Source organism: Pseudomonadota bacterium (assembly GCA_026388215.1).
GTDB lineage: Bacteria > Desulfobacterota > Syntrophorhabdia > Syntrophorhabdales > Syntrophorhabdaceae > JAPLKF01.
Genome location: JAPLKF010000288.1, coordinates 1 through 3,244, shown reverse-complemented (window position 1 = coordinate 3,244; position 3,244 = coordinate 1). Strand labels below are relative to the sequence as shown.

The window sequence follows — 3,244 nt, the reverse complement described above, 5'->3', positions numbered from 1 at the left end:
ATTAGTTTTTTCCTGTAAAATTTATGTGTTCAGTGTATGAACATATTCAAAATCTTTGTAATATTGCTATGGTACAAACCGTACCCTGGCGGTAGCCTTTTTTAATTCAGCTTAGAGTAATGAGCTAAGAGATAAGAGTTTAAAAAATGATAAAATTTCGTTTTGAGAATTTGAAAATTTGGCAACGAGCCGTTGAAGTGGCACGAAAACTATTCCGTTTAGCAGATATTTTAGAAGAAAAAAGGTTGTACCGCTTTGCTGATCAGCTTAGAGGTGCAGGTATATCTATGCCAAACAACATCGCAGAAGGAAGTGGATCAACTTCAAAGAATTATACAATTTCTTAATATTGCGAGAAGATCCACTTTTGAAAATACGAGTATGGTTTTGATTTTTGCAAAAGATAAGCTAATTTCTGAAAATATGAAAGATGAAATTGTAAAAGACCTTGATGAACTATGTAGAATGATTACCTCCTTTTCTCGTTCCTTTAACAACAGCAAAGAGCTAAGAGTAAAGCAATGATCCTGTTTCTTATCTTTTCCCTCTCCGCTCCTCGCTCTCAGCTCTTAGTTCTCCGCCCTCAGCTCTCAGCTTATGTTCTCTGCTCCACGCTCTTTGCTCTTCGCTATATAACCCATGGATGAAAGGCAGTTTAAAACCCTCAAAGAGCTTTCTATGGAAGGCACTGTCTCTCAAAGAGACCTTTCAAAAAGAATTGGTTTAAGCCTTGGGAGTATAAATTATATTGTCAGGGAGCTTATCAAAAAAGGATACGTCAAAACTCAGCGGTTTAAAAATTCAAAGAATAAAGTTGCGTACATTTATGTCCTGACCCCGGACGGAATTAACGCGAGGATTAAACAAACACAAATTTTTTTACAGAAGAAGATTGAGGAATACGGGAAGCTGAAAAAAGAAATAGATGAATTGAAGAGAGAGCATGTGTAGGGAAGTAGAAAAAAACAAAACAATAAATAGGTGTTAATATGTCAAAGCGTGCATTAATAACAGGTATTACTGGTCAAGATGGATCATATCTGGCTGAGTTTTTAATCTCAAAAGGTTATGAGGTCCATGGTTTAATACGAAGAGCGAGCACGTTTAATACAGGAAGGATAGACCATATATATGCAGACCCTCATACCGCTGGTGTAAAATTACACCTGTATTATGGTGACCTGTCAGATTCAGGCCAGCTTGCAAACCTAATCTTTAACGTAAAACCTGATGAAATTTATCACCTTGGTGCCCAAAGTCACGTTAGGGTAAGTTTCGACATACCTGAGTATACCGGAGATATAACAGCCCTCGGAACGATCAGGATACTTGAAGCAATAAGAAAAAGCGGAATAAAAACAAAATTCTACCAGGCTTCTTCTTCTGAAATGTTTGGTGTCGCCCCTCCCCCCCAGAATGAGATGACCCCCTTTTATCCAAGAAGCCCATATGCAGCGGCTAAAGTTTATGCTTTCTGGATGGCGGTGAACTATAGAGAAGGATACAATCTATTTGCATGTAACGGCATACTTTTTAATCATGAGTCACCGAGAAGAGGCGAGACATTTGTTACCAGGAAAATAACCCGAGCCATTGCAAAGATTCTGAAAGGCAATCAGAAGAAACTTTATCTTGGTAATATCAATGCAAAAAGGGATTGGGGTTTTGCACCGGAATATGTCGAGGCAATGTGGCTTGTGCTCCAGCAAGATAAACCTGACGACTATGTTATTGGAACTGGAGAAAGCTATGCTGTCCGGGAGTTTTTAGAAAAGGCTTTTGTCTATGCCGGTATTGAACTCGAATGGACTGGTTCTGGCACCTCTGAACGTGGCATCATAAAATCCATCTCAAATAATGTTAGTTCAATGTTCAATGTTCTAAGTTCAAAGTTAGATAAAAACGAGCAGCAAAAAACCTCGAACGTTGAACCCCGAACGTTGAACCTTACACCAGGCTCCGTCCTGGTGGAAATCGATCCTCGCTACTTCCGTCCTACAGAAGTTGATTATCTCCAGGCAGACATCACAAAAGCGAGGCAAAAATTGGGCTGGGAGCCACGGACTACCTTTGAAGAACTTGTAAAAATTATGGTCGACTACGACCTGAAACTCGTTGGCCTCGAACCACCAGGGGAAGGTATACGAATTTGCAGTGAAAAATGCTTCAATTACACCACCCACACCTTTGCTACCAACGAGCATATTCGAGAAAAATAGCTAAAGGCCGTGAATCGTAATTCGTAATTCGTGAATAGTGAAAAAAAGAAAAAATGCCGTAATTCGTGAATAGTGAATGGATAAGAATAATAAAATGAATAATCATAAAGACTTAGATGTTTGGAATAAAAGTATAAGTCTGGTTACAGATATTTATAAACTTACAAAGGATTTTCCAAAAGATGAGATTTATGGTTTAACCACTCATATGAGAAGAGCTGCAGTTTCTATTCCATCAAACATAGCTGAAGGGGCAAGCAGGAATTCGGGAAAAGAATTTATACAATTTCTTTACATTTCTTTAGGATCGGCATCAGAATTAGAGACGCAAATTATTATTTCTCAAAATTTAGGTTATCTCAATAACTTTGACAATTATCTTAGCCAGATTGAATCTGTGAAAAAGATGCTAAACGGCCTTATTAGCCACCTTAAAAGAAAAACCACATGATTTCCCAATCACGAATCACGGCCTTTGAATAACGAATTATGATTTCCCAATCACGAATCACGAATTACGAATTACGAATTACCATCACTGGAGGAAAGGGGTTTTTAGGGCAACATCTCATCCGTAAACTCCGTGAACGAGATTACCAACACATCCAGATAGCCGACCTGCCTGAATACAACCTCATCGATATTAACGATATCCGCCGTATGTACGAAGAGCAAAAACCTGACATCGTAATCCACCTTGCTGCAAAAGTCGGTGGTATTGGTTTTAATCAAGAAAACCCCGCTTCTCTCTTTTATGAAAACGCCATGATGGGTATTCAATTGATCCACGAGGGTTACTTGCGAAAGATTGAAAAACTTGTTACCCTTGGCACTATCTGTGCCTACCCGAAATTTACTCCTGTGCCATTCAAAGAAGAAGATTTGTGGAACGGCTATCCCGAAGAAACAAACGCCCCCTATGGTCTTGCAAAGAAAATGATGCTCGTCCAGTCTCAGGCATACCGCCAACAATACGGGTTTAATTCTATTTTTCTTCTCCCCGTCAATTTATATGGCCCTGGTGA

4 protein-coding genes and 1 pseudogene are annotated in these 3,244 nt (G+C 39.1%); all 5 read left to right on the top strand.

Features of this window, described 5'->3' with window-relative positions:
- Positions 1 to 146 precede the first annotated feature (146 nt).
- A pseudogene (locus NTU69_13045) lies at positions 147 to 525 on the top strand (four helix bundle protein).
- A gap of 114 nt (positions 526 to 639) precedes the next feature.
- Positions 640 to 951: a MarR family EPS-associated transcriptional regulator gene (locus NTU69_13040; GenBank protein ID MCX5804430.1), complete on the top strand. Its 312-nt coding sequence runs from the start codon at positions 640 to 642 to the stop codon at positions 949 to 951.
- Between the two features lie 38 nt (positions 952 to 989).
- Positions 990 to 2,219, top strand: a complete 1,230-nt coding sequence (gene gmd, locus NTU69_13035) for a GDP-mannose 4,6-dehydratase (protein MCX5804429.1) — start codon at positions 990 to 992, stop codon at positions 2,217 to 2,219.
- Positions 2,220 to 2,313: 94 nt separating this feature from the next.
- Entirely contained in the window at positions 2,314 to 2,670 is a 357-nt protein-coding gene (locus NTU69_13030) for a four helix bundle protein (GenBank protein ID MCX5804428.1), read from the top strand.
- A gap of 38 nt (positions 2,671 to 2,708) precedes the next feature.
- Positions 2,709 to 3,244 (top strand): NAD-dependent epimerase/dehydratase family protein (locus NTU69_13025; GenBank protein MCX5804427.1); only part of this gene is annotated, 536 nt, incomplete at its 3' end.

Bases quoted from the DNA above. Each gene is read 5' to 3' on its own strand.
- NTU69_13040 (MCX5804430.1), top strand. From the start codon at position 640: ATGGATGAAAGGCAGTTTAAAACCCTCAAAGAGCTTTCTATGGAAGGC.
- gmd (MCX5804429.1), top strand. From the start codon at position 990: ATGTCAAAGCGTGCATTAATAACAGGTATTACTGGTCAAGATGGATCA.
- NTU69_13030 (MCX5804428.1), top strand. From the start codon at position 2,314: ATGAATAATCATAAAGACTTAGATGTTTGGAATAAAAGTATAAGTCTG.